22 protein-coding genes and 1 pseudogene are annotated in these 24,088 nt (G+C 38.7%); 16 read left to right on the forward strand and 7 right to left on the reverse strand.

The window, feature by feature from the left end; all coding sequences use genetic code 11:
• Positions 1 to 111, reverse strand: a 111-nt coding sequence (locus PHV30_07115) for a glutamate racemase (GenBank protein ID MDD5456786.1), incomplete at its 3' end; no start/stop codon positions are given.
• A 131-nt stretch (positions 112 to 242) separates the two neighbouring features.
• On the opposite strand from PHV30_07115, the gene PHV30_07120 reads away from it, so the two are divergent.
• Entirely contained in the window at positions 243 to 1,004 is a 762-nt protein-coding gene (locus PHV30_07120) for a hypothetical protein (GenBank protein ID MDD5456787.1), read from the forward strand.
• Between the two features lie 6 nt (positions 1,005 to 1,010).
• Here the strand turns inward: PHV30_07120 and PHV30_07125 are convergent, their stop codons facing one another.
• Together PHV30_07125 and PHV30_07130 are read right to left on the reverse strand one after the other, a co-directional pair.
• A complete protein-coding gene (locus PHV30_07125) occupies positions 1,011 to 1,886 on the reverse strand; it encodes a phosphoribosylaminoimidazolesuccinocarboxamide synthase (GenBank protein MDD5456788.1) in 876 nt (291 codons plus the stop codon).
• Positions 1,887 to 2,091: 205 nt separating this feature from the next.
• On the reverse strand, positions 2,092 to 3,027 hold the full coding sequence (locus tag PHV30_07130) for a methylenetetrahydrofolate reductase (GenBank protein ID MDD5456789.1): 936 nt from the start codon (positions 3,025 to 3,027) through the stop codon (positions 2,092 to 2,094).
• A gap of 136 nt (positions 3,028 to 3,163) precedes the next feature.
• On the opposite strand from PHV30_07130, the gene PHV30_07135 reads away from it, so the two are divergent.
• The 5 genes from PHV30_07135 to PHV30_07155 all read left to right on the forward strand — a co-directional run bounded on the left by PHV30_07135 (position 3,164) and on the right by PHV30_07155 (position 10,664).
• Positions 3,164 to 4,375 carry a phosphatidylserine/phosphatidylglycerophosphate/cardiolipin synthase family protein gene (locus PHV30_07135; GenBank protein ID MDD5456790.1) on the forward strand — a complete coding sequence of 404 codons (1,212 nt, stop codon included), beginning with the start codon at positions 3,164 to 3,166 and terminating at the stop codon, positions 4,373 to 4,375.
• Between the two features lie 163 nt (positions 4,376 to 4,538).
• On the forward strand, positions 4,539 to 6,296 hold the full coding sequence (locus PHV30_07140; GenBank protein MDD5456791.1) for an ankyrin repeat domain-containing protein: 1,758 nt from the start codon (positions 4,539 to 4,541) through the stop codon (positions 6,294 to 6,296).
• Positions 6,297 to 6,588: 292 nt separating this feature from the next.
• Positions 6,589 to 7,635, forward strand: a complete 1,047-nt coding sequence (locus tag PHV30_07145) for a Wzz/FepE/Etk N-terminal domain-containing protein (GenBank protein MDD5456792.1) — start codon at positions 6,589 to 6,591, stop codon at positions 7,633 to 7,635.
• A gap of 330 nt (positions 7,636 to 7,965) precedes the next feature.
• A complete protein-coding gene (locus tag PHV30_07150; GenBank protein MDD5456793.1) occupies positions 7,966 to 8,313 on the forward strand; it encodes a response regulator in 348 nt (115 codons plus the stop codon).
• Complete coding sequence (locus tag PHV30_07155) at positions 8,313 to 10,664, forward strand: hypothetical protein (GenBank protein ID MDD5456794.1); 2,352 nt, start codon at positions 8,313 to 8,315, stop codon at positions 10,662 to 10,664. The genes PHV30_07150 and PHV30_07155 overlap by 1 nt, the downstream gene beginning before the upstream one ends.
• 216 nt (positions 10,665 to 10,880) lie before the next feature.
• On the opposite strand, the gene PHV30_07160 is transcribed toward PHV30_07155, so the two are convergent.
• From PHV30_07160 to PHV30_07175, 4 genes and pseudogenes are all read right to left on the reverse strand, one after another.
• Complete coding sequence (locus tag PHV30_07160; GenBank protein MDD5456795.1) at positions 10,881 to 12,416, reverse strand: class II fructose-bisphosphate aldolase; 1,536 nt, start codon at positions 12,414 to 12,416, stop codon at positions 10,881 to 10,883.
• A gap of 57 nt (positions 12,417 to 12,473) precedes the next feature.
• Positions 12,474 to 13,274: pseudogene (locus PHV30_07165) on the reverse strand (triose-phosphate isomerase).
• A gap of 185 nt (positions 13,275 to 13,459) precedes the next feature.
• Positions 13,460 to 14,995, reverse strand: coding sequence for an ankyrin repeat domain-containing protein (locus PHV30_07170; protein MDD5456796.1), 1,536 nt, complete (start codon positions 14,993 to 14,995; stop codon positions 13,460 to 13,462).
• A 3-nt stretch (positions 14,996 to 14,998) separates the two neighbouring features.
• A complete protein-coding gene (locus tag PHV30_07175; protein ID MDD5456797.1) occupies positions 14,999 to 15,898 on the reverse strand; it encodes an ankyrin repeat domain-containing protein in 900 nt (299 codons plus the stop codon).
• Positions 15,899 to 16,040: 142 nt separating this feature from the next.
• Here PHV30_07175 and folE point away from each other — a divergent pair, with 142 nt between their 5' ends.
• From folE to PHV30_07225, 10 genes are all read left to right on the forward strand, one after another.
• A complete protein-coding gene (gene folE, locus PHV30_07180) occupies positions 16,041 to 16,607 on the forward strand; it encodes a GTP cyclohydrolase I FolE (protein ID MDD5456798.1) in 567 nt (188 codons plus the stop codon).
• Positions 16,608 to 16,693: 86 nt separating this feature from the next.
• Positions 16,694 to 17,458 carry a hypothetical protein gene (locus PHV30_07185; GenBank protein MDD5456799.1) on the forward strand — a complete coding sequence of 255 codons (765 nt, stop codon included), beginning with the start codon at positions 16,694 to 16,696 and terminating at the stop codon, positions 17,456 to 17,458.
• Positions 17,459 to 19,189 (forward strand): threonine--tRNA ligase, encoded by a 1,731-nt coding sequence (gene thrS, locus PHV30_07190; protein MDD5456800.1) that lies wholly within the window; start codon positions 17,459 to 17,461, stop codon positions 19,187 to 19,189.
• A gap of 68 nt (positions 19,190 to 19,257) precedes the next feature.
• Positions 19,258 to 19,758, forward strand: a complete 501-nt coding sequence (gene infC / locus PHV30_07195) for a translation initiation factor IF-3 (protein ID MDD5456801.1) — start codon at positions 19,258 to 19,260, stop codon at positions 19,756 to 19,758.
• Positions 19,759 to 19,775: 17 nt separating this feature from the next.
• Positions 19,776 to 19,970: a 50S ribosomal protein L35 gene (rpmI, locus tag PHV30_07200; protein MDD5456802.1), complete on the forward strand. Its 195-nt coding sequence runs from the start codon at positions 19,776 to 19,778 to the stop codon at positions 19,968 to 19,970.
• Positions 19,971 to 19,980: 10 nt separating this feature from the next.
• Entirely contained in the window at positions 19,981 to 20,328 is a 348-nt protein-coding gene (gene rplT / locus PHV30_07205) for a 50S ribosomal protein L20 (protein MDD5456803.1), read from the forward strand.
• Positions 20,329 to 20,344: 16 nt separating this feature from the next.
• Entirely contained in the window at positions 20,345 to 20,911 is a 567-nt protein-coding gene (locus PHV30_07210) for a bifunctional nuclease family protein (GenBank protein ID MDD5456804.1), read from the forward strand.
• A 172-nt stretch (positions 20,912 to 21,083) separates the two neighbouring features.
• Positions 21,084 to 21,785 carry an ABC transporter ATP-binding protein gene (locus PHV30_07215; GenBank protein MDD5456805.1) on the forward strand — a complete coding sequence of 234 codons (702 nt, stop codon included), beginning with the start codon at positions 21,084 to 21,086 and terminating at the stop codon, positions 21,783 to 21,785.
• Positions 21,785 to 23,320 carry an FtsX-like permease family protein gene (locus PHV30_07220; protein ID MDD5456806.1) on the forward strand — a complete coding sequence of 512 codons (1,536 nt, stop codon included), beginning with the start codon at positions 21,785 to 21,787 and terminating at the stop codon, positions 23,318 to 23,320. The genes PHV30_07215 and PHV30_07220 overlap by 1 nt, the downstream gene beginning before the upstream one ends.
• Positions 23,321 to 23,331: 11 nt before the next feature.
• The coding region (locus tag PHV30_07225) for a hypothetical protein (GenBank protein ID MDD5456807.1) at positions 23,332 to 24,088 on the forward strand (757 nt) is incomplete at its 3' end.

Below are 24,088 nucleotides of genomic sequence, written 5' to 3' on the forward strand. Positions count from 1 at the left end.
CGTGTCCGCGTAATATATATAATCTTCCCGGGGTAATATTTTTAACGCTTCTTTTAGAACTGTAAGGCCGCCTATACCGGAATCAAAAAAAGCTATTCGCTGTATGCTCATGGGATACAATTCTATACTACTTTGCTGGTTCCTGGCAATTTATATGCTTCGCCGCTGATAATTGATGTAAATATTTTTTGAATTTCTGATTAATTGATATCGATATATAAATAATCTATCCGGAATAAATCATGCAAAATAAACATATCGCTTATAACCAATACACTTCAGTCTCCAGGCCAATTACAGTAGATCAATTCACAAATTTTAATACATATGGGCTTCCCGGACATACAAAAAAAACAAATGACAGTTTCAAAATTGGATTTATCGATATGATAGCTACTAAATACCCGACCAAAAAATTTTTTAAAAATTTTTTGTTTAATCTTACCAGAGAGCACAGCACGAATGCCTTTAAACGTTCTATAAAAAATCTGCTGTGGGAAAAAGTTGAAGTAAAATGGCCACAAATATCCTCAATAGATTTTTCTAAAACAACAGACCGGGTGAGCTTTTTCTTATACATTCATTTAGCCCACTATGAAAGATTAAAAGAGAAATTCGCAAACACTATTCCTCAAACAAAATTTATTCTAAACAAAAAAGGCATATTTGGCAGTAATATTCTTACAAAATTATACCCGGTCATCATTCAGGAAAAAATTAATGGAGTTCATTTATTTGAAATGTTCAATAAAGACCCTGGTTACAGAGATGGAGAAAAAGCAATATTACATGACAAATGGACAAACTATCGAAAAATAATCGCTGCACAATTAAGGCCATATATAATAATTACGAATAATCTGTTTATAGATTTATCTCTGAAGCACTTTATATTTAACCCTGAAAACCTGACACTCTATTATTTAAATATCAAACCGGAAATTTTTGTGGATATTTCTCATAATGAAAAAATAAAAAGCTATCTTATGGAACATTTTCTATAATTATTATTAAAGACTTTCGCTGGTTAGTTTGGTGTAAGCTTCCTTGTATTTCTCGCTGGTTTTTTGAACCACATCTTCAGGCAAATCAGGTACAGGAGGTTTTTTGTCCCAATTTATGTCCAGCAGATAATTGCGGACAAACTGCTTGTCAAAGCTAGGTTGTTCCTTGCCAACTTCGTATTGGTCCAAAGGCCAGAACCTTGATGAGTCGGGAGTAAGAGCTTCATCTATGAGAATTATCTGACCTTCATAAACACCAAACTCAAATTTGGTGTCAGCGATAATAATACCTCTGTTTTCAGCGAAATCTCTGGCTTTGCTGTAAAGTCGCAGACTCTTGTCCTTAACAGTTTCAAAGACATCTTTACCCACAATGTCTATGGCTTTTTTTTCATCGATGTTTTCATCATGTCCTTCTTCTGCTTTGGTTGAAGGGGTAAATATAGGTTCTTCCAGTTTTTGCGATTTCAGTAAACCTTTGGACAGTTCAATCCCGCAAACCTTGCCTGTCTGTTGATATTCTGTCCAGCCTGACCCGGTTATATAACCGCGCACAATACATTCCAGCTTTACAACCTCGGTTTTTTTCACAAGCATAGACCGCTGATTTAAGATATCTTTAAATTGCTGTAATACCTGCGGATAATACTTTACTTCCGCGGTAATCATATGATTGGGAATAATATCTTCCAGATAATTGAACCAGAATTCTGAAATGGAATTCAATACTTTTCCTTTATCAGGAATAGTCTGCGGTAAAATATAATCAAAAGCGGAAATACGGTCTGTGGCTACTATCAGCAGTTTGTCGCTAATCTCAAATACTTCTCTGACCTTACCGCTCTTAACTTTTTTTATTCCCGGCAAACTTATGTCTCTCATTTGAACCTCCCAATGGTTGTTTGTTTGTTGAGTCGGGAAGAAGAAATCCAAGCCTCCAACCGTCCTATCATCCAATTTCTTCCTTCAACCTGCCTTTTGTCATACTTTATCAACTCTCAACTTTCATCCTTAAGCTTTCAACTATCATGCTTCGTCAAGCTCAGCATGACGCTCTTTTCACTTTTCATTGTTCACCTTTCACCATTTAGCATGTACAATACGGTTCATTTCTGAACATTTTTTTCATTTCCTTGATTATTTCACCCACCAGTTCGGCTTCGTTCATTACAAAAAACTGAATACCTCTGGCGCCCGCGGCCCTGAATTCCAGGATGAGGTTTTTAATAAATGTCTTATTCAGACTATGGTCATTTTTATTAATAATATCCACATATTCTTCGGGAATATTTATTTTAAAAGTTTTCTGCAGAAATTCGGCCTGTTTGCCGGAGATCATAACTCTTACTCCGGGCAAAATTGGTATATCTATGCCTTTAGCATGTAATTTTTTTAAAAAAAGTTTGTAGTTTTCCGGCGAATAAATCATCTGGGTAATTGCCCACTGCGCGCCCTCTTTAACTTTCAGCACAAAATAATCCACGCTTTTATCCAGACTGATGTCCAGCGGCTCCGGATAGGCGGCAGCACCCATACAAAAATCCAGAGGCTCACCCTCATGAAAAGTTTGGCTGTCGGCATCAAACCCTTTGCGCAAAATGTATTTTCCCTCGGTAAGCTCTTTGATCTGTTTAATAAGCTGATAAGCATACTGATGCTGATTATCTGTGGCGCAGTAATTGGCGAACACACCGGTTGGCGGATCTCCGCGCAGTGCCAGTATATTGGTTATGCCCAGATAAGAATGATCTATTACGTTATTCTCAATTTCCGGGATAGTAGAATCCATGCAGGTAAAATGCGCAATAACCGGTATTTTATATTTTTCTTTGATTAAAAAAGCTATGGGTACAGTACCACCGCGCAATGAACCGCCGGCGCCACGGGTTATAGAAATAAAATCCACACCGGCTTTTTTTAAAATTTCTACTTTTTTGAAAATATTTTCCGCCGGTTCGCCGTTTCGCGGCGGCACAAGTTCGCAGGAAAAGGTAAACCCTTTTTTGCACATAATCTCTGTCAAAGGTTTGTCTTTTCTCACGAGCATGGTAAATCAAATATTAACATGTAGCTTTTTTTTTGACAAAGTTAAAATACTTTTTTGTTTTGGAAAATGAGATTATTTTTATGTTTAATCGATAATTTGAAGCAGGACAATAATGAAAAGAAAAATTATCGCCATAGACATTTTTAATTTCCCAGCAAAAACTTCAGGAAATACAGTTACACTCTTACTTTCGGGCGAGGAAGCACTGGAGCGTAATTTACAGCTAATAAGAAGCGCGAAAAGCTCTATCCATGTTCAAACACTATATTTTGCAGATGATGAAGTGGGCAGAATGCTTGCTGAGCCGATAATGGAAAAAACTACGGGGGACATGGCTTCCAGAATCATCAATGATGGTTTTCATCTGGGAAAAGGAAAAAAGTTGTTAAAAAAAATGTCACAAGCAGGAGTGGATATAGCCATTAATAATCCCAGATGGAAATTTTGGAAATTAAATAACAGGGCACACGAAAAGATATTTCTGATTGATGGATTGACCGCTATTGAAGGAGGACGCAATAAAGCCCGCAGATACTATAATTCCAGAGAAGTTTTTGATATCGACATCGAATTCAACGGGCCTTGCGTAAACACCATTCAAGCTGTTTATTTGCAAAACTGGCAAAGGATAAAAGGTACAACCTTCAGTACAACTGATCTGCCCAAACTGTTTCCGCCTATAAAACCGCTGGAAAATGGTGTCCAGGTTGAAGTCTTTCATAGTATTCCAGGTCGTCGTAATGTGATTACAAACCTTTTTGAAAAAATGATACACAAAGCAAGCCGGCTTACTCTTGTATATCCATATTTCTTCCCGCCAGAAAAATTAAATAATGCTTTGTGGACAAAAGGACGAACACCGGATTGCGCGATAAACATCTACACCAATGGTATAGCTACAACCGATCATCCTCGCATACTTAAAGCCGCACCGATTTATTATAAATCTCTGGAGCATCCTTCGCAGAAAAGTATGTATGATAAATTCCTTTTTGAGGAACATTATCTTGATTATTATGCACATTCATTAAACGGTGAAATAGTAAATTTATGGACACCGCGGGATATATTTATCCATGCCAAACTATTGATAGCCAATCGGCGGTATATAGTTTTAGGTTCGGCGAACATGAATCTGCGGTCACATTATCGGGACAGCGAAATAGCATTCTTTATTGATGATGAAAATATCGCCGGAATGCTGGAAGACAGACTGGAACAGCTTAGGCTGGACCATAAATTTGACCGTGAAAAAATATATTTCAACTACAGGGTTCGAGATATGTTCATCGAAAAGGTCTGGAATTTTTATAACTCCATTTAATTATAGGTCCTGATTGTCCGAAAATAATTACACTGTCATTGCGAGGAGCTTTTGCGACGTGGCCATCATCCATGTGTTTATCTAATCTCTGAATTATAAATATTCATTAATAAATACCTGAGAATTCCCGATCAGACATACGATAAATAACCAGGAGCTTTTAATGCTGGGAAAAATTATAGCGCAACCAAAAATCTCAGGAAATGTGAAAATACAACTAAGAATATTTCTTGGGTGCCTAAAGCATAATATAAATCCCTTTGCCGAACCTGAAGTTAAATTATTTCTGGAAATGTTAATTAAAATAAAGCCGGAAGAACGACTAAAAATTATTGGCAAAGAGGATCCGGACAGACTGGATTTTTTACTTAAAAAAAACAGACCGGCAACCGGAGACACAATATCCAGCGCCAGGATATCCATCTGGACCTGTCTCCTGAATCTAAATGATAAAAACAGCCACATGATCCTGGACCGGTTAATCAGAGACTTTTCTATAATAGGCTATATACCTCGCAGACAACCAAAGGCTGTCGGTCATCACAACAAAGAATTAATGGAAGCTATTAAAAACAAAAACGAAGAACTTGTACGCAAACTGATTGAAGACGGAGCTGATATAAATTTCAGGTCCGATGTCAAAGATGAAGATTCAGCAATAATAAAAAGAGCATTTTTTAAAGGTAATGAAAATATTGTATTGATGTTGCTGGAAGCCGGCGTAAACCTGGAAGGTTATAAATTTGGAACTTATAATTCCCTTCTAATCTGGGCAATCGAAAATAATCATAAATTTATAGCCCTTTATTTATTAAACCGAATTGTCGATGTCAATATCAAAGACGCCTGGGACAATTCGACCTTAATCTGCGCTATTGAAAAAGGTGATCAGGAAATAATCGACTTGGTTTTGGACCATAAACCAAAACTCGGCATAAAAAATCGGGATGGAAATAGTGCTTTAATGTTAGCCTGTAAAGCCAATCTGGAAAAAACAGTAGAACGTTTGTTGAAAAATAAGATCAATTTGAACGTCGTCAATAATAGTAAAGAATCCGCTCTGATCGTGGCAGTTAAAGCCGGGAACTATAATATTGTCAAAATGCTTATCCAGGCAGGGGCTAATTATAAACCCAGAGACCATTGGGGAACAGCGTTACAACACGCAGCCGATAAAGGCAACACTGACATTGTTAAACTGCTTCTGAACTATTGTTCCAAGGAACTGATAGATAATAATTACGGCGACGGGACAGCGCTTATCAGGGCTGCTGAAAAAGGTTATCTGGAGATCATTAAACTTCTGGTAAACGCCGGAGCAGATCTTACACAGAGGAATTCACATAAACGTTCGGCATTAGATAATGCCTGCTTTCGAAAACATTTCGACATAGTAAAATATCTGATTGATGAAAAAGGCATTTCTGTTGAACCGGACGAGTCTAACGATTGTTCGCCTTTTATGTATGCGGCTTTATCCGGACATTTACAGATAACAGAATATTTATTTCGGAAAGGGGCAAACATCCACAAGCGCGGGTATAACAACTGGACAGCATTATTCTACGCTGCCATGAACCTGAATAAAGATGTGGTCTTGTTCCTGATAAATAATGGCGCTAAAGTCAATGAACTGGATACTGAGGGTTTATCCCCCTTGAGTCATACTCTAAGTTATAAAAACTGTCTTGATACAGTCCGTCTTCTTATCGACCACGGGGCTGAAGTGAATCTTTGTGGGGAAAACACCTCTTCACCTTTAGAACGTGCCATTTACTACTATAGACCCGATGCAGTAGAATTGCTGCTTAAACACAAAGCCGACAGGTCTTTCTTAAGTGCTCCTAACTATGAGATAAGAAGTGTGGCTGAGGCCAAAGAATTAAAAAATCTAATAAATACCATAAAAAATTACAAATAATCCTCCACTCTACTCATCCACTCATGGACTCGTGGCAAACACATTATAAAGACTGGATTCCCGGATCCTTCATCCTCTTCAAAGAACTGTCATCCCGACTGAAGCGTAGCGTAATGGAGGGATCTCTAACTTAAAACACTTCAGCTCTTGAACTAAAGATTCCTCGACTTCGCTCGGAATGACGGCACTGGGGCTGCGCTCCCTTCGAGAACCTCAGGGAGCTCCTGCACTTATGCACTAATGAACTAAGTTGACATTTAATTTTAAATCTCTTATCATCTAGAACCATACAATGAAAAGTTCAGCCAATATCGAACCTAAAGAACCGCAGCAAATCTCTCCTCAGCCTCCTCCACCATATGCTTATTATCCTTATGGAAATATGGAAGAAGACGAGATTGACCTGGTTCAGCTTTTCTTAACTATAAAAAAATATTTATGGCTCATTATTTTAATTGTTCTTGTTTCCGTTACCGGCACATATTTTTATGCCAAGAGTTTGCCCAATCTTTATAAAGCTCAGGCAGTAATTTTTTCTCCGGCAAAATCGACATCTTCTTCATATTTATCAGCTTTGAGCAATCTGGGAGTGGGCTCGCTGCTTGGCGGTGACGCTACTCCGGTAGATATCGTAGTAAAACTTTTGAATAGCAGGCTTATGGCCAAAGAAGTTATAAATAACTTCAACCTCGTAGCTTATTACGAAAAACAGCTCAGCAAACAGGCTTTTACAATTATTGACGGTATAAGCTCTGATGATTCTCTGGTGCTTTGGGACTATTTGAAACAAAATGATTATATAGATGAAAAAGGTTATGCTACAGACAAACTAAATTTCAAAAACAAAAATTTTCAATTAGAGCTTCCTGAAAAATATTCAACCTATAAAAATAAAATAATAGCCACCCTAAAACTTATTGCTAACAGTCGGGAAATGGAGGAAAACCATAAACCTGAAAAAATGCAGGTTTCTCCAGAATATAAAGCCACTTTTGATCTGGAAAAAACCATAAAAATTTTTAAAGGAAATCTTTCTGTAGAAAAAGACAAAGCCAGTTTCATAACTCTGTCATTCGAAGACAGGAATCCTCTTCTTGCCGCTAAACTAGTGAATTTTTGCATAAGTAATCTTGACCATATTAACGAACAGCTGGAAATATCTTCTCAAAAGCCTCTGGTCGTGATCCTGGATAAAGCCGATATGCCTGTATTTAAAAGTAAACCCAACAAAAAAATGATCATGATTATTAGCATCGTGACCAGCCTGATCGCAGGAGTTTTTCTTTCCTTTGTTATAGAATATCTGCGTAACCTCAACAAAACAGAGGTATCCAGGTAAAAAATGTACCACTCCTGCGAATGCAGGAATCCAGTGTTTACAAACTATTGTCTGGATTCTTCCTTCCTCTCCTCAGCCTTCGGGTAGCTTTAGTCCGAAAATGAAAACTTTAAAGTCATTGCGAGCGAAGCGCGGCAATCTACATTTCTAGATACGTGGATTGCTTCGTCATTAACATTCCTCGCAATGACAAAATATATTTTCGGATAACCAAGGCTTTACAAAGCAATAGAGAGAGACACAACTAGGTGAAAAACTTCTTCTTATAACCCTTAAAGCTGCTGTTTTTATTGAATAATCTATAAAAGTTGTATATCATGAACTTAGATCATGAAAAGAGTACTCCTTGCTGACTCCACCGCTTTTGTCCGTACCCGGCTAAAAAGCAGTCTTGAAAATAAAAATCACTCTCTGATTGAAGCTTCTACTGTTACGGAAACACTGACAGAATGCCAGCGGGCCCAACCTGAAGTCATGGTTATAGACATTAACCTTGAAGACACCAATAAGATTGGATTTATACAGGAGCTAAAAAAAATCGATCCTGACGCACTGCTTATTATAATAGCCAAAAGCATAGATAAAGAAATGGTAAAACAGCTTATGGAGCTGGGTATTAAAGACATTTTTGTCAAACCTTTCCGGCTGGATACTCTGATCAACAGGATAAATAAATAATGTTTAATGTTGTAAAAAAAGGACTGTTAAATTTTATCTCCAACCGTTTCGGTATTCCACATACGGCGATTGCCTATATTAAACCCATGACCATTGCAGGCAGGCAAACAAAAATAGGTCTGCCTAAAGACCTGATCTCTTTAAATGTTTTAAATCTGGTCAGAGGTATATTTAATAATATAGTAATCCCCTCCTATTTAAACTGGGTCTGGCCTTACTGGGTTGTTCGCCAGCATGATAGTAAGGGGCTAAGCTTTATTCCCCGGGGTTTTCAAATCCCTTCAATTAATGTAGCCCATCGTAACTGGACCGCGATCGGCAACCTGATGAAAGAAAAAGAAGCGATCCTGGATACCAGGGGAATGGTAACACCAAATATTGACGGCTGGTCCATAGACATTTTCGCCGTATATAAAGGTGTTTTATATGCACCTCCCAGACTTCGCCAGATAAAACAGCGCGTCTTGCACAGCATTCCTGTCATAGAGACAACTTTTGAAGTAGAAAATTTTGTTTTGCTTATCACTACTTTCGCACAAAATATTTACGATAGGGACGTTATCTTACACCAGGTGGAAGTGTCCAACCATGGGCTTTTGGGCGATGATATCTCGGTCTATGTGTCTATAAGGCCTTATAACCCGGAAGGTATCAGCCTTATTCACAAAATTTTATATCAAAATGAAGAATTTTATGTAAATGGTTCCCTTGGTTTGCTCCTGATGGAAAAACCTCATCATGTGCTTTGCTCCAATTTTAAACAGGGAGACGTCAGCCTGCAAATAGTAAAAAAACCGATTAACAGTAAATATGACAGCAAATGCGACGCAGGACTGGCCACGGCCTGTGCCGGTTATGACATTTATTTAAATCCCGGCGAGCAAAAAGAACTGGAATTCCGTATTCCTATGGACAAAAAGATTATTATTAAAAAAGAGCTCTATCGCGAAGGTTCTTACGATAAATACAAACAGGACACTGTCAATGAATGGAAAAAAAAGCTGCAGGACAGTATTCAGATATCCATCCCGGACAAAAAACTGGAAAAAGCCTTTAAAACCAACATCAGCTATTTAATGCTTTTTTATGACGGTAAAAGCATAACTCCCGGCCCTTTCAGTTACCACCATTTCTGGTTTCGTGACGCAGCCTATTTGCTGCAGGCTTTAGCTAAGGCCGGCTTCATTAACGAAACCCGGGAAGTGCTGCATACCTATCCATCCCGCCAGAAACTGAACGGTGTCTTTCACTCGCAATTATCAGAATGGGACAGCAACGGACAGGCAATATGGACAATCGCTGAATATTACAGGTTAACAAAAGATAAAGAAACTCTGCGTAAACTTCTGCCGTCTGTTCATTCCGGAGCGAGATGGCTGATTGATAAACTGAACAAAACAGCCAACAAAGACATTCCCTATCAAGGCCTTATGCCTGATGGACTCAGTGCCGAGCACTTTGGCGCTAATGATTGTTACTACTGGGATGATTATTGGGCCCTGAAGGGGTTAATAGACGCTAAATTTCTTATCGAACAACTGCCAGATGAAAAAATAGACACACGCCGGATCGGCAAGGCAATAGAAAGGCTGCAAAAAAATATTAATGATTCACTACTTTATGCAAATAAGAAATTTGACAAACCCTGTCTGCCCATATCACCTACCCGCTATATGGACAGTGCGGCTATTGGCAGTCTGGCAACAATTTATCCTTTGAAAATTTTTGATCCGACTGACGAAAGACTGGTAAATACCATGGAATTTTTGGAACAAAATTGTTTTACTAACGGAGTTTTTTTTCATGACATTAATCATTCCGGACACGGCACATATTTGAATATGCATGTAGCTCAGGTATATCTGGCCCAGCGCAACCCCAAAGCGCTGGATATTTTGCAATGGATGCTGAATATAGCCACACATACCTTTACCTGGCCTGAATCCATTCACCCCTTTACTTTCGGCGGAGTAATAGGTGATGGTCATCACGGCTGGGCAGCGGCTGACTTTCTTATGGTAGTAAGAAATATGCTTTTTGTAGAAGAAAACGACGTTCTGGTACTTACACCGGTAATACCCAAAGATTGGGTTTCTTTATTTGAAATTATAGAAGTAAAAAACGCGCTGAGTTATTTCGGCAATATAAATTTCAAATATGAAGTTGTGAAGAATCATGAACTTACTATCCTGATCGAAAACGTTTACGATGTTCCCCCGAAAAACATAGAAATCAATCTGCCGGTAAAAATAGTTTCTGTAGAGATTAATGATACTGTCCTGGAAATAAATGCCAATAAATTCCTGGTCTCACCTACAACGGCTTTTATAAAAGTTACTTTTGAACAGTAAGTTTTAACCAGCTTTCTCCTTCGATGAAAAATATTGAGTGACAGCCATCTGCATAAATCCCGACAAATCTCTGGGCTCTATAGGAGTAACCCAGGCTTCGCTAAAGCTACTCCGAGGCAAGCAACACCGCAAACCATTTTACCAAGGGTGTAAAACAAAAAGGCCGGGAAAAATCCCGGCCTTTTTTTACTAAGAGAGGAGTCTTAGTAATTTGAATTATTCAGACTTACCTGTTTTAAGCGCTGCGCTTACACCCATTTGAATGGATTTAAGTCTTAAGAATTCTTCTTTTTCTTTTGGATCAGTAATGTTTACGCCCCACTCTTCGGGATTGGCTATGATCTTAACATCACGTTTTACTTCAGCTGAGCTGTTTTTCAGTATTCCGTCTACAACCAGTTTCGCTGTGCCGGCTGAATTAAAGACATTGGTCATCAAAGGTATCATAAAATCTCTCACGTCCTGCACCATTCTGTCTTTAATTTCCTGTGACTGCGCCAGCATATCAGTTTCAAAAGGCTTATTGAGCTTCTTAATGTCGCCACCTCTCCACTTTTTCTCCAGCGCGTGTTTCATCATCTTGTTCCAAAGTTCGGTTGTAACACCCTTAGTATCTTCTTTGACGAAATCTCTGTATTTATCCAATATTGCCTGGATTTCTTTGTCCAGTTTTTCAGAAATTTCCAGCCCTTTGGTAATCGCTGACACTTTTTCCTTGTTGGCGATTATATCTATCTTGTACATACCGTTAATACCGGTATCCTCACCCAAAGCAGAAAGTTGAGACCAGAAGCTGTCCAGTTTAACTGTGGCTTCATGTTTTTCAAACATTTTTTCCAAATCGGCTTTGGCTATATTTGTTGTATTAGCCTGTTCGGCGTTGCCGAATTCGTTAACTTTCACACCCCAGGAAATCATCTGCAAAGCTGTAGCCAGGTTTGCCTTAGTAGTCCTGGTTTTTTGTCTGATGGCAGTTAACCTGTCATTATTGTTTCCCGATGTACCGTGCTGTGCGCCTACAACATCATATTCTTTAATGCCTTCATGTATTTCACCGGTAAGTTCTACCTGAATACCGGCATCGCTCTTTTCCACACCGTGAGTGGTACCGTTATTGATGGCCAGCCAGTCAGGAAAAATACCATGCGCGTTAAGACCGGCTATCAGGAATATAGCGTCTACCAGAGTATTTAAGCCTTTTTTACCGACTATTTCACCGATTTCTGTTTCATAACCTGCCCAGGAAGGCAGTACTTTTTGTAAAGCTATATTGGCCAGCAGATTAAGATGATCAGGCATATGTGAAGCGTCTATAGCTATAGATGTCACACCAGCTTCAATCATTTGTGGAATTTCTATCATGGCCTTGTCAATGTCAGCCTGTGATTTGATACCATAATGATCGGCATGTATCGCGATCGGTACTCTAATATTAAGCTCGTTAGCCAGTTGATCGACTTTCTTGGCCAGGTCCAGATAGTTATAAGGGCAATAACTGCTTTCGATGCCGCCTTCTGACTTGGCTATTTCGATAATAACAGCGGATCCTGCAGCCTGAGCAGCCAGTAATGAACCTCTCAGTACCGCTTCATTACGACCGTTTGCGGCAATTAAAGTTGTGTCACCTTTAGCTTTAATGATTTCGTTCATTGTTTTACCGCTTACGATCAAGGCGTTGGAATTGGGAAACAATTTTTTAATATTTTCCGGACGGCCTATTTCCAAGGCTTTGTTATATCTTGCTGCATTCATGTTGATATCTTTGCTATCGGCCATGGTCAGAATTTCGAATTTACCTTCGGCTATTTTATAAGCAGCTGTCGCTGCCAACGCGCCATGGTAAAATTCACTGCCACCGATAGTGCTGATATTGGCAGCATTAGCTGAACCGCCATATTGTACTGGTATATACTGGGCAACTTCTGTTCCCAGTTCTTTTACTAAGACCGCTCTGATTAACAAAGCCATTTCATCGGCCTGGGCTTTTGTAGGAGTGATACCTGTACCAATTGCGTACCGTGGCTCATATGCTACAGTGAATACTGGCAGTTTGCCTGCTTTTCCGGCTTCAACAATTGCTGCTTTTTCTTCTTCGGAAAGGCTGGAGCAAATCATTTCCATTTGTTTTAACACAAAGGCTTTGGCTGCTTTCATATCATGCTGTTTGTCGGCGACAACCGTACCTGGAACAGGCATAAATTCCTCACCCATGCAATAATTTACGGTTAAGCCGGCCTTAAACGCAGCATGCATCTTGCTGATAAAAAATTGTTCCACTTTTTCCTGTACATTTGACACAGCTAGAGCAGTATATTCCAATTCTTTTGCTCTTCTGGCTTCAGAGTGAGCATTCAGGGTTCCAAAAGCTCCTGTGGCTTTTACATTTTCAGGTAATGTGGCAGTAGAATTTTCGCCGCCTGTTGATACATCAATTCCCTGCGCCCTGAAAGGTATGCCATATTCCTTTAAGTCTTCTCCCCAGAAACCGATCTGCGTATTTTCCAGACATAATGCAAACCCAACAGGTAATTTATTTCCTTCGGCAACATATTTTATTAATTTCTGGATAAAAACATCCTGTTCTCCACCTGACATTTTGGCTGTCTTCATATTGAATTCCATAACAACCGGTCCGATATAATTTCCGGTTCTAAGCTCATTCAGGCTTAATCCTGAACTTGCGTCTTGCGACTTCTCGCTTGCTATAATCTTTTTATTCATTTCTACCTCCTGAGTTTTATTAAACTAACCACGCATATATCGTCAGTTATTTCATTTTGTTGCAGAAAAATATATTATTTTTTTTGAATATTTACTTCGCTTGCGGCTGCTTCCAGCAAACTGACAATGGTATTGCGTTTTTTTAATTTGGCGATATCCAGAGCGGTCCTGTTTTCCCAATCTTTTAAATCTATCCTGGCCCCGGCTTTTAAGAGCATCTTCACTGCTGCTTCATTTCCGTGCTCGGCAGCTTCCATCAGAGCAGTCTGCCTGAAAGAATTGGTTTTATTCAACCTGATTTTATATTTTAAAAGTTCAGCGAGAAGAATCGGTTTGTCTAGAGCCTCAAAAAGCGGTGTTTCGCTCATTATCTTTTTAGCTACATTTTTATGAGCGCCCGCTTTAATTAATAACCTGAGCATCCTCAAATTATTTTTTCTGATAGCAATATGAATGGGATATTCATAAAATTTTTCAGGAATATTCACGTCAGCTTCGTATTCTATTAAAAGTTTAGCCATTTTCAGATTATTATCCTCAACAGCGTAAAATAAAGCTGTTTTCTCATTATCATCCTTGATATTTGTATCCGCGTCTGCTTCCAGTAGCTCTCTGACAATCTTCAGATGTCCCTGATTAACCGCTTTTATAAGCGGTGTGGTTTCTCGCCAGCCCTGAACATTAGTGTCTGCCCTGCATGCCAGAAGTAATTTAACAATTGGCAAATAATAATCATCAGCATCGTCACCGCAATGACCGCAAGCTTCATACAAGGCTGTATTACCATGCACAGCCTTGGCGTTAACGTCTGCTCCCGCTTTTATAAGCATTTCTATAATCTCAAATGGACAACCTTTGTCACAGGCTTTGATCAGCGGTGTTTCCTGGTTTTGTATTACTACATTAACATCGACCTTAGCCTTGATCAGTTCCCTTACAATATCTACATACTTGTTTTCAATAGCTTTTATTAATGCTGTTTCTTCCCCTATTTCAGGTTTCTGGTTCACATTTATACCTTTTGCTATTAAAAGTTTTACAATTTCCAAGTGACCGTCTTTAGCCGCGTTGATCAGCAGCTCTTTTTCCCGCAGTTCTTTGGAATTGATGTCATTAACCAGTTCCAATAAAGCCTGCATTCGATAAACGTCATTATCATATGCCGCCTGACCGAGTTGTCTGGGAATATCCTTGTGATCTTCGGATAGTCTGCCCCTGACTGAAGCAATATTTTTAGCCATTTGTTCTTTTATCGCCTTCTTGTTGCTTTCCCGCAGGTTGATCAAGCAAACGTAAATCGATTTCCTGGCTTTGCTTAAATCGGCTATGCTGGAAAGATGTATGGGTCTGCCGGATAATGGCGAGTAATCATTATAATTAAAAGTGAATACTTCCGGTTTTTGCTCGGCTTTTAAGTAGGCAAAAAAATTAATTCTGGAGAATTCTTCGATAAGGCTGATTCCAAGATTTTTGAGGTGCAGCAGCAACTCTATGGTTTCATCTGCACCATCACCTTTAAATATATTTTCACCCGCAGCCAGTCTGTTTATTTTTTGCTTTAACAGCTGATGATCAGAAGTTATGGCTAATGATAAAATCTTGGCTAACATTTGTTATTCTTTTTTAGCGTATAAAATCTCCAGCAAACTGATTATTCCCTGAAAACCGCCTTTTTTAGCCTGATCCAGAGCGGTTTTTCCTGAGGAATTCTGAATACTGATATCAATACCCGGAAAATGAAGCAATACTTCCGCGATATCCATTTTACCGTTCTCCGCAGCCAACATCAGAGGTGTGTCCCCATTTTCACCGATTGCGTTAACTTCCAGCTCTTTGAACTTTACTAATTCTTTAACCACATTCAGATGGCCGCTGTCTACTGCCAGTATTAATGCCGAATCACTATAATTATTTTTTGTATTAACATTGATTCCGGGTATTTCCAGAAGTTTTTTTACAATTTTTATATGGCCTTTATCTGCGGATAAGGTTAGAGCTGTATCGCCTTCTTCATTTGTGGCATTAACATCCGCTCCTTTTTTTATTAAAAGCTGCAGTTTATCCAGGTCATTATCGTCAGCTGCTTTAATAAGCAATTCGTTTTTTGTAAAAAATTTCCCCGGCGCAGTACCAAACTTCAATACACCGAAATCTCGGGCTAATCTGGGCATTATAAGCTTTGCGTTCATTTCATCGATTCTTTCCAGACATATATAAATGGAAACCCTGACTTTTGTTTTTTCATCATTTTCATCGATTTCCGGTCTTTCTGCTCCCAGTAAAAATCCCAGGTCATATTTAGTTGCCACAGGTTCTATCTTGCCCAATAAAATGCGCAAAACATTATTCTGCCCGGGATAAATATTTTTATAATTAAGTAGTTCCTCCAAAACCTGTTCCGTTTCATTACCATCAAAAATATTTACGCCCCGGCCCAATTCTTCCAGTATAAATAACATGTAGTCAGAAAGCTCATTTTGTTCAATATTTACCGAGATTATTTTACCCTTCATTACCCTGTCCTTTCGAAGTTTATAAATTTTTTATACATAACATTATCGTAAACACAATCGGACATTCCCAAAAATGTCTTGTTGCTAAAAAAACTGTTTTAATTCAGAATGTATTCAGGATTTTTACTGTCTGAGGTGAATAATGAAAAAAAGTATAGACACTGAAAAAATAGAAAATGCTGTAAAACAAATACTCAAAGCAATAGGCGAAGACACTGACCGCGAAGGTTTAAAGGAAACACCCCAACGGATTTCCAAGATGTATCAGGAAATTTTTTCCGGCATACACAAAGATCCGGCTGACCACATCAAATTTTTTTATGCTGAAAACCATCAAGAAATGGTTGTTGTTAAAAATATTCCATTTTACTCCATGTGCGAACACCATCTGTTGCCTTTTTTCGGAAGCGCGGATATTGCCTATATCCCAGACAAAAAAATAACAGGGATCAGCAAACTTGCCCGCATTGTGGACACTTACGCCAAACGCCTGCAGCTTCAGGAAAGGCTCACCACACAGGTTGCCGAATTTATAATGAAAAATTTCCAGCCCCAGGGAGTAATGGTGGTACTCAAGGCCGAACATCTCTGCATGAGCATGCGCGGCATCCAGAAGCCAGGGACTGAAATCATTACTTCCGCTGTCCGGGGTGTTTTCGATTCTGATCCCAAAACCAGAAACGAGGCTCTGGAATTATTTAAGAAATAATCTGCAACATTCAGGGAACTTCTATAAATATACCTGAAAAAATTCTTAAATCCTGCCTCCGAATGAATAGACATAGAAAATCAAAAATGATACGATACTTAATAAAGGAAATTATGATACTCAAAGAATTTATATACAAAGTAGGATCGCTCATAAAAAACATTGGCATTAAAAAAAATCCCAAAGTAACTGAACCGTCATTACCACCAACCGCAACTTCTGGTAAAGAAATTACACAACCCAAGCAGGCTGATATAACTTTTTATGTAAAAAAACGCTCGGAACATCTGTATGAGGTTTCCTCTAAAGAATTTATCGGTCTCAAGGGACGAGGCGTAACTGCCGAGCAAGCTCTGGACAATTTAATGCAGATCATGAACGAAAAAATCGATGTTATGGTCAAAAATACACTAATTACTTCCCTGCACAAAGAAGAAATTAACAAAAAATATAAAAAACTGGTTGATAAATTTTATGCCAAATATATTGAAAAATCCTGGACCGGCAAACTTAAACGGAAACTTGCCAGCATATTGCACATTAAACCCAGGTATAGTGGTAAAACTCTGGAAGTCAACATATCCCTGAAAAAACCTTTAACAACCGAAACCATGCTCAGCAAAATGTTCACTCGCGAAATCCCGCAGTTCAATCTGGCCAAATTGCCCTATCCTCGCCTTGACAAGAAACTTTATAACCCCGCCATACCCGGTCTCGGGGCCGAAGAAAACAAAGTATATCTGAAAACTCAACAGAACAGTGAAGAAATTCCTATTCAAATGTTGATTGATAATGAAGGTAATTCTCTTGACGATGCGTTTTCTTTTGGTATCATAGTAAACTTAAATTAAATGAACGATCTCAGTGCCCTACGACATACTGCTTCTCACATTTTGGCCCAGGCTGTTTTGCGTCTTTATCCTGATGCAAAATTAGGCATAGGACCGGCTATTGATGACGGTTTCTATTATGATTTTGATCTGTCTGTTAATCTTGTACCTGAGGATCTGCTAAAAATTGAAGCGGAAGTGAAAAAAATTGTAAAAGAAAATCTGCCGCTTATCAAAAAAGTGCTTCCAAGAGATAAAGCACTGACGCTGCTTAAAGAAAAAAAGCAGCCCTACAAAATAGAACTGGTTAAAGAATTACCTGAAAACGAGGAAATTTCCTTCTATGAACAGGGCGAGTTTGTGGATTTGTGCAGAGGTCCTCATGTAGCCGCCACCGGAATAGTTAAAGCGATTAAATTGCTCAGAATTTCCGGAGCATACTGGCGCGGAAAAGAAACCAATCCCATGCTGCAACGAATTTACGGGATCGCCTTTGAAAATGAAACCGAGTTAACAGCTTATATGAAATTTCTGGAAGAAGCTGAAAAACGTGACCACCGCAAACTGGGCAAAGAACTGGACCTGTTCAGCACTCAGGAAAAAGCAGGCCCCGGCCTGATATATTGGCATCCTAAAGGTGCCCGTATCCGCCACGTAATTGAATCTTTCTGGAAAGAGGAACATTTTAATCACGGTTATGAATTAATATATTCCCCTCATATAGGTCAGAGCTGGCTATGGGAAACATCCGGGCATTTAGGGTTCTATAAGGAAAATATGTTTGCGCCCATGCAACTGGACGAACAGGATTATTTTGTTAAGCCTATGAATTGTCCCTTTCATATCCTGGTCTACAAGTCCTCGCTAAGGTCCTATCGCGATTTACCGCTTCGCTGGGCAGAACTGGGTACGGTTTACAGATATGAAAGATCCGGCGTTCTGCACGGTTTACTAAGAGTTCGCGGCTTTACTCAAGATGATGCTCACATTTTCTGTACTCCGGAACAAATGGAAAGCGAAATACTGGAAGTAATCAGATTCTCTATTTATATATGGAAAACCTTAGGTTTCACCGACCTGAATTTTTATCTGTCTACCAAACCAGAAGGTTCGGTAGGTGATCCCACGGAGTGGCGGGAAGCCGAAAAAGCGTTGAGAAATGCCTTGGAAAAAGAAAATATTACAAACTATAAAGTAGATGAAGGCGGCGGCGCATTCTACGGACCTAAAATAGATATTAAAATAAAAGACGCCTTAAAACGTGAATGGCAGGTATCCACGATACAGTTTGATTTCAATATGCCCAAACGTTTTGATATGACATATATCGGAGCTGATGGCAACAGACATCAACCTTATATGATACATAGAGCACTCCTGGGTTCTCTGGAAAGATTTTTTGGAATTTTGATCGAACATTATATGGGCAAATTTCCTTTCTGGCTTGCGCCCGTCCAATTCAAAACATTATGCATCACCAACCATGAAGAAACTCTGGTTTTTGCCATGCATATTAACGAACAATTAAAACTAAAGGGTTTTCGCGGCGCCATTGATGACCGTAATGAAAAACTGGGCTTAAAAATTCGTGAAGCGCAACTTGAACAAATTCCCTATATGATTATAATTGGAGATAACGAGGCCAAACAGAACAAGGTGTCTCTCAGAAAACACGGGGAATCCGCCACAACAATTTACTCTATCGAAGAAGTAATTAACCTGTTTGCGGATTTAACCAATAAAAAAGCCTGATTGACATGCTTTAGTAAGGAAAGGTATAATCGTTACGAATTTTTGGAGGTGTAAGCATAGTTAAACATTTGCCGAAGAATAAAGAAATAAGATCAGATAAAGTACGTTTTGTAGATATTGATAATAAATCACAAGAGATTATGACCCTGGCAGATGCCCTGAAGAAAGCGGAAGAGGCAAATTTGGATTTAGTTGCTGTATCTCCGGAAAGTAATCCGCCGGTTTGCAAGTTATTAGATTATAGTCACTATATATATAATCAGAACAAACTGGAAAAAAAGGTCAAAAAAAATACTAAGACCAATATTGTCAAAGAGCTGAAAATGAGCCCAAAAATCAGCGAAAATGACTATCAGGTTCGTTATAGGGCTACAATTAAATTTTTAGCCAAAGGGTATAAAGTAAAGGTATCAGTGCTATTCAGAGGTCGAGAAATTACTCATCCTGACCTGGGTTTATCGCTTCTCAAACGCTTAAGCGGTGAACTTCAGGATATAGCAATAGTTGAACATGGGCCGATTTTTAACGGTCCGATGGCTTCGATGGTTTTAGCATCTGCTAAAAAATAAATTATAGGAGATTTAGTATGCCAAAAATGAAAACAAGAAAAGCAGCAGCAAAAAGATTCATGCTGACCGGAAAGAATAAAATTACGCACTATTCTGCTGGCATGTCACATTTGCTTGAGCATGAGAGTTCCAAACCTAAACGTCACAGAAGAGGTAAAAGGGTTCTTAATGCCCAGAATAATGATAAAGTTAGAAAAATGTTAGGAGTATAAGGAGAAAGAAATGGTTAGAGTTAAACGTGGTAACGTAAAAGCAAAACACAGAAAAAAAATATTAAAACTGGCAAAAGGGTATTACGGTTCTTTACATCGTTTGTACAGACCGGCCATACAAGCGGTCACCAGTGGATTGACCCATTCTTTTCGCGGACGCCGCGAGAAAAAAAGACAGTACAGAAATTTATGGGTAGCGCGTGTTAATGCGGCCTGCAGAGAAAACTCAGTATCGTATAGTAAGTTTATCAATTTGTTGAAAATTAAAAATATTATTTTGAATCGTAAAATGCTGTCAGAAATTGCAACATTCGATAAAGAATCTTTTGCCAAACTGGTCGAACTAGTTAAACAATAGGTTCAAAGGAAATAATATGATAGAAATGCAACTTGGTGGTCTTGGATTTGATCCCAGAAATATGTCTCCTATAATCTTGTTGAGAGACACAGAAGAACGTAATTTTCTTCCTATCTGGATAGGTATGTTCGAAGCTGCGGCCATTGCCATGGAACTTCAGGAGTTCAAGCCGCCACGCCCCATGACCCATGATCTTCTGGTTGGGATTATCGAAGTCCTTGGCGCAGAAGTTGACAGAGTGGTTATTACGGAAATTAAAGATGATACCTTTTATTCCAGCATAGAATTACTTGTTCCCAAAGCTCAAAAAACAAAAAGCAAATCCAAAAGTAAAAAATCCAAAGAAAAAGTAGAAGAAATTAAGGATGATGACCTGGAAATTGTGCGACTGGATGCCAGACCATCTGACGCCATAGCCATAGCCGTCAGGACCGATGCTCCTATTTATGTCAGTGAACAGGTCATGTACAAGGCCAAAATGGTTAATGCTGAAAAAGATCAGGAAGAAACCAAAAAATTTAAAGATTTCATCGAAAATATCAACCCTGACGACTTCGCCAAATACTACAATCAGAAACAATAATAATTAGTTTTTACGATTTTTTTAAACATACTCGACGTAAAATGGAATTCCGGCAAACAAATAAGCGAGCCACGCAGGCAACATAACCGAAAAACATTCTGCCAAAAGTATCTGCACTTGCCCATTTATCAATCATAAGTTAAGATAAATTGCATCTTAAAAGAGGTGAATAATGGCAAAAAATACAGCAAATTCCAATATTATTTCCATGAAAAAGGTAACTAAAGATTACCCCCTGGGGAAAACCACAGTTCATGCTTTACGCGGCATAGATCTTACAATTCACGCTGGCGACTTTCTGTCCATTGTCGGTCCGTCCGGTAGCGGTAAGACGACTCTGCTTAACATTATCGGTTGCATCGACAAGCCCACAACGGGTTCCATAGAAATAACCGGAGAAGATATTTCCAGCCTAAACGATAAAAAAATTACTGATTTACGTCTTTTTAAAATCGGTTTTATTTTCCAAACCTTTAATTTAATCCCTGTTTTAAATGTACTCGAAAATGTAGAATTTCCTTTGCTCTTGATGAAAAAATATTCCAGAAAAGAAATCAGAGAAAAAGCAGAAGAACTAACTAACGCCGTAGGCCTGAAAGAACATATCCGGCACAAACCTGCAGAGCTTTCCGGAGGCCAGCGACAACGTGTTGCTATTGCCAGAGCATTGGTAACCTCCCCCAGTATAATTCTTGCGGATGAACCGACAGCTAACCTGGATTCGGAAACAGGTGCGCAGATTCTAAACCTGATGCGTGAACTGAATAAAAAAGAAAATACAACTTTTATCTTCTCAACTCACGATCCTGATGTAATGCAGTTCGCCAACCACATAGTAAAAATAAAAGACGGGTGTATCGCGGAGACTAATTAATGCCGATTACTCTCAAAATTGCCTGGCGTAATATTTTTAGGCACAAAGGTAAAAGCTTTGTTATCGGTACAATACTTTTTCTCGGCGCACTTATTATGACTGTAGGTAATGGTGTTATAACCGGTCTGAATAAAGGCTTGCAGGATAATATTGTAAACAGTTTTACCGGTGATATCGTAATAATTTCCAGTAAGCAAATAAAAAACACGGTAATTATGAATATGATGGGTGAGCAGGTAGAGCTTATCAGTAACTACAGTGATATAAAAAAAATATTACAGTCGCAATCATATATAGACAAATTTGTCCCATTAGCTCAGGGTACGGCAATGCTGATCAACGAAGATGGTGAACCTGATTTCAATTTTCTGATGGGTGTAGATTTTGAAGAATATAATAGAATGTTCAATAACTGCAAAGCAATCGAAGGAAGGCTGTTATTACCCAAAGAAAGAGGCCTGCTCCTGACAGATTTTAACCGTAAGATGAATTATGAGTTCCTTCTGAACTACTGGGTAATACCTGAAAATACAAAGCTGGTCACTGAAAATCTCAGCCCGGAAGCTTTGGAAAGTTATAAGAAAGGTACACTGGCTGTTAAAGATAAAATGGTCTTTATGGGTATGAATGATAAAAGCACAGCCATGGATATAATGCCTCCTGTGCGCGGAATAATTAAATTCAAGGCATTAAACAGCTTTTGGGGTATTCTGAATATAATAGATATAGAGTCCTTTCGGGAATGTTTCGGTTATGTAACTGCCGGAGACAGCGAAACAAAAATATCTGAGGATACGAAGGAGTTATTAAGTCTTAAAGATGAAAATCTGGAAAGCATGTTTTCCAACAGCAACTTCATCAGCAGTGATAAAGATAATAAAACCGTATATTCCGTAGATACTCTGCAAACCGAAACCAAACGAAGCGAACATTCAACTAATTGGGATAACGGCATTTATAACCAAATCTATGTAAAACTTAAAAACGGGCAAGATTTAAAATCATCCCTTATAAAATTAAATAAGGTATTACAAAACAGTAATTTGGGTGTAAAAGCTATATCATGGAAACAAGCTCTGGGGGAAATGGCCGATATGGCCACCCTGATAAAAGGCGCTTTATTTGTTTTTGTAATGTTCATTTTCTTTGTCGCCATTATAATAATTATGAATACCTTGAGCATGGCCGCGCTGGAAAGAATTCCCGAAATCGGTATGATGCGCGCGGTCGGAGCCAGAAAACGTTTTATATCGTTAATGTTTTTTTATGAAACGTTCATGCTTTCTTTTTCTTTTGGCGGAATTGGAATTGCAAGCGGCGCATTGATCATAAAAATTTTAAATCTTTTGCATATAACAACTACTAACGAAATCCTTCAACTGGTTTATGGGGGCGAAAGATTTCATCCGTTTCTAACATCCGAAGATATTCTGCTCTGTATTATCCAGCTTTTTATTGTTACTCTTCTTGCTGTTATTTATCCTATTATTATTGCCAGACGCATCACACCGCTGGAAGCCATAGCCAGAGATTAAAGGAGAAAACCATGGGTTTACGACTTTTATTAAAAATAAGTTTGCGCAACCTCTTCCGGCAAAAACGCAGGAATATTTTCCTTGGTATAGCTATAGGATTCGGCATGATGATATTGGTTATCGCCAATTCCTTCTCGCATGGTATTTCAGACACACTTTTTAACAAAATAATCATTTATATGACCGGACATATCGATCTGAACATTATGGAGAACGGCCGGTTCCGCACTCCTATTTGCAGAGACCGAGACCGCTTTGAAAAAATTATCCGTTCTCAGGTAAAGGACATCGTTCGCATTGAAGACAACTTAAATATCATGTGCCGGGGTGTAGGAAACGGCAAAAGCGATCTGCTGGTTATTGTAGGAATAGATTTTGATATGAAAAAGTTGAAGGAATACACCAGCTTCTTTAACCTGAAACAAGGAAAATTCGAAGATTTTTATGATAAAAATCTGATTAATCCGGTATTTATGACCGAAACCAAAGCCAAAAACCTCAATGTGAAACTGCATGACCAAATCCGTGTAAGACTGCAAAATATTTATGGTCAGCAGCAAACAACAATAGTTACGGTAGCTGGTATCACCAAATCACAAAATATGTATATGGATATAGCTATATTTTTAAATAAAAAAGATATCAAAAAGCTGATGGGCTTAAAACCTCAGGAAACAGGGAGTCTGCAAATTGTTCTGAAATATCCGAAAACAGCCGTTAAACAAGCGGACAAACTTCACGCCGCTCTTACGCCGAATGTAGCGGCCA

The organism is Candidatus Margulisiibacteriota bacterium, assembly GCA_028715625.1.
In the GTDB taxonomy this organism is placed as follows: Bacteria; Margulisbacteria; Riflemargulisbacteria; order GWF2-35-9; family GWF2-35-9; genus JAQURL01.

Bases quoted from the DNA above. Each gene is read 5' to 3' on its own strand.
- PHV30_07120 (MDD5456787.1), top strand. From the start codon at position 243: ATGCAAAATAAACATATCGCTTATAACCAATACACTTCAGTCTCCAGG.
- PHV30_07125 (MDD5456788.1), bottom strand. From the start codon at position 1,886: ATGAGAGACATAAGTTTGCCGGGAATAAAAAAAGTTAAGAGCGGTAAG.
- PHV30_07135 (MDD5456790.1), top strand. From the start codon at position 3,164: ATGAAAAGAAAAATTATCGCCATAGACATTTTTAATTTCCCAGCAAAA.
- PHV30_07140 (MDD5456791.1), top strand. From the start codon at position 4,539: ATGCTGGGAAAAATTATAGCGCAACCAAAAATCTCAGGAAATGTGAAA.
- PHV30_07145 (MDD5456792.1), top strand. From the start codon at position 6,589: ATGAAAAGTTCAGCCAATATCGAACCTAAAGAACCGCAGCAAATCTCT.
- PHV30_07150 (MDD5456793.1), top strand. From the start codon at position 7,966: ATGAAAAGAGTACTCCTTGCTGACTCCACCGCTTTTGTCCGTACCCGG.
- PHV30_07155 (MDD5456794.1), top strand. From the start codon at position 8,313: ATGTTTAATGTTGTAAAAAAAGGACTGTTAAATTTTATCTCCAACCGT.
- PHV30_07160 (MDD5456795.1), bottom strand. From the start codon at position 12,416: ATGAATGCAGCAAGATATAACAAAGCCTTGGAAATAGGCCGTCCGGAA.
- PHV30_07170 (MDD5456796.1), bottom strand. From the start codon at position 14,995: ATGTTAGCCAAGATTTTATCATTAGCCATAACTTCTGATCATCAGCTG.
- PHV30_07175 (MDD5456797.1), bottom strand. From the start codon at position 15,898: ATGAAGGGTAAAATAATCTCGGTAAATATTGAACAAAATGAGCTTTCT.
- folE (MDD5456798.1), top strand. From the start codon at position 16,041: ATGAAAAAAAGTATAGACACTGAAAAAATAGAAAATGCTGTAAAACAA.
- PHV30_07185 (MDD5456799.1), top strand. From the start codon at position 16,694: ATGATACGATACTTAATAAAGGAAATTATGATACTCAAAGAATTTATA.
- thrS (MDD5456800.1), top strand. From the start codon at position 17,459: ATGAACGATCTCAGTGCCCTACGACATACTGCTTCTCACATTTTGGCC.
- rpmI (MDD5456802.1), top strand. From the start codon at position 19,776: ATGCCAAAAATGAAAACAAGAAAAGCAGCAGCAAAAAGATTCATGCTG.
- rplT (MDD5456803.1), top strand. From the start codon at position 19,981: ATGGTTAGAGTTAAACGTGGTAACGTAAAAGCAAAACACAGAAAAAAA.
- PHV30_07210 (MDD5456804.1), top strand. From the start codon at position 20,345: ATGATAGAAATGCAACTTGGTGGTCTTGGATTTGATCCCAGAAATATG.
- PHV30_07215 (MDD5456805.1), top strand. From the start codon at position 21,084: ATGGCAAAAAATACAGCAAATTCCAATATTATTTCCATGAAAAAGGTA.
- PHV30_07220 (MDD5456806.1), top strand. From the start codon at position 21,785: ATGCCGATTACTCTCAAAATTGCCTGGCGTAATATTTTTAGGCACAAA.